At 47.0% G+C, this 2183-nt stretch carries 2 protein-coding genes; both read left to right on the top strand.

Annotated features, from left to right (window positions below; translation table 11 throughout):
- Positions 1-507 (top strand): hypothetical protein (locus tag AC286M_RS01560; RefSeq protein ID WP_488202717.1); only part of this gene is annotated, 507 nt, incomplete at its 5' end.
- Positions 508-1556: 1049 nt separating this feature from the next.
- Positions 1557-2183 (top strand): hypothetical protein (locus AC286M_RS01555; protein WP_488202716.1); only part of this gene is annotated, 627 nt, incomplete at its 3' end.

The following is a 2183-nucleotide window of genomic DNA, read 5'->3' as shown; positions in this document are numbered from 1 at the left end:
ATAGTAGAGAGAGTTTTCACCAACGTCCTTGAGAAGCCAGTAGATTGCCGTTCTGCGTGCCAACTTGACGCAGTGAAGGGGTTCAAAGGATTGTTCTTCTACCTGAGCAAGCTAGGAAAACTTGGCCGCTACATCAGCAAGGGGTCTAAGATGCTCGGTGAGATAGCTGAGGCTGGATGGACAGACTACCTGCCGAGGAACTGGTATGGATGCGATCGCACGACACGGCAAACAGTCAGAGACTCTGTTCAGACTTACGACCTGGGAGAAACGAGCTTCGGAGAGATAGCTGAGGGACTCAGGCGAGAGTCCTTTGAGTTCCAGTTCGAGCATGACAGGCCGCTGTTTAGAGATTTCTACTTTATCCAGCCAGAAGAGTGTGATGCACCTGTGGCGATGACGGTAAGTGTGTACCGACTTAGCGATGTTGAAGCCGGAATAGAAGCGATTCTGAACTTTGATAGAAATATTGTGCCCGTTGCCAGCGGATTAGAGTTAGTTGCATAATCTTGTTGACAAGCTTATTATTGAAGTGAAGTATCTTGTTGACAAGCTTTTATGGCAATAGCTAAAAACCTAGGTAGAGGCCGGAAAGCACCGTATGAAACGACTCAAGTTAGAATTCCTGAGCCTCTTAAAGAAAAAGTTCAGTCTATGAGTGACAAGTTTCGAGTTAATATGCTCAATGAAAAAATGAGCGATGAAGAGGCTATTCAAAGCTGTAATATAGACTGTTTCTCAGAGCAAGAAATATTAGAGGCTGCACGGTACGCTTTTAGCCGCCATAGGTCTAGAAAAGAAACTGTCGAAATCTTGTTGACAAGGTTATTTAATAGGAAGATAGATTGTTCGATTATGTCTGATTCATAATCAGCAATATTTCACGAACGCAGTTCGTGTAGTGACTTCCGGCTGTCAACGAATCGTGGAATACCGGAACGAGCGAAGCGAGTGAGGATATGCCGCGAAAGTCGTTGACAGCCACCTCCAGCTATAATCCCCGGCTGTTCCTGGGGGGGAGATGCAATCGCAACTTGGACAGGATGCTATTTGGAATCCTCCCCCCCAGGAACATGCCCAGCGGCGAGCGTTCCACTCCATGTCTTATCACCGGACCCCTAGGGTCGTCTCTAAAGACAACGTGCTACCACCGGACCCCTAGGGTCGTATATAAGTACAGGGCATATTTACCTAGTGCCTATTTCGGCTTCTGATAGGAATGAAGCAAATGTTGTGCTGGCAATTTTCAGTTGTGCTTTGCATTCTTATGCAACAAAACAGCGATTTTGCTTTTGATTGTGTCGGAATAATCTCAATAGGTTTCTGATGCTGTAACCTAAGTTTAATTTCCAAAAAAAAGGACTCTGTAGCCAAGAACCCTCCTCCAAGAGAATCCACCAGCAACCAGAGCCACAAAAAACAAACTTGACTTTAGCCTAACTGATTAGTTGTCGATTTCTACAACTCAATATCGAAATTCAAACTCTGCTCTATGCTGCTGGTGGTAGGTACTTGGCATAAAAACAGAGCCTTCGCTGTAACGGAGCGAGGCTCATATGAACGCCATTGTAGGGCATCCACAGGCTGCAAGGCAGCCTAGCCAGGAAAATAACAAATCAGACCGAACAACTCATAAGAAGCTTAGAATACGCTCTCTGAGCGGCAAAGCGACGATTTACTCAGTCCAGCCCAATGGGTTTATAGAGGGGTCTTATCTCTCGCAACAGGACTCTGAGCAGAAAAATCTCCCTCTCAATCGCTCCAACCGAGGGAGTCACGGCCTGACCAAACTGGGCAAAGAACTGATTGAGGATGGAATGGTACACCTGTTTCATCTCACCAAAACCCTCAAGTTTGCTCTCGTCTTCTGGACAGTCACTATCCCTACTCACTACCAGGACGGGACTCCCATTTCTGAAGACGATCACAAACGACTGCTGGAGCAGTGGCCTGATATCGTCAAACGGATATTTGAGGAGCTGGCACGACTCTACAAACGTCTCGGCATTCCTAATCGGTTCCTGTACGTCATCGAGCCACAAGAGGAACGGTTTAGAAATCACGGTGTGTTCGCTCCACATATCCATGCTGTGATGGCTAACCGTTGGAATCCGTCCAAAACTAACGGGATGGGATTTGGCCGTGTTGGGGCCTGGGAAGTGACTACAGCCGACACGGATGAG

Source organism: Thainema salinarum CENA647 (assembly GCF_057732415.1).
This window is presented reverse-complemented; position numbering and strand designations above follow the sequence as displayed.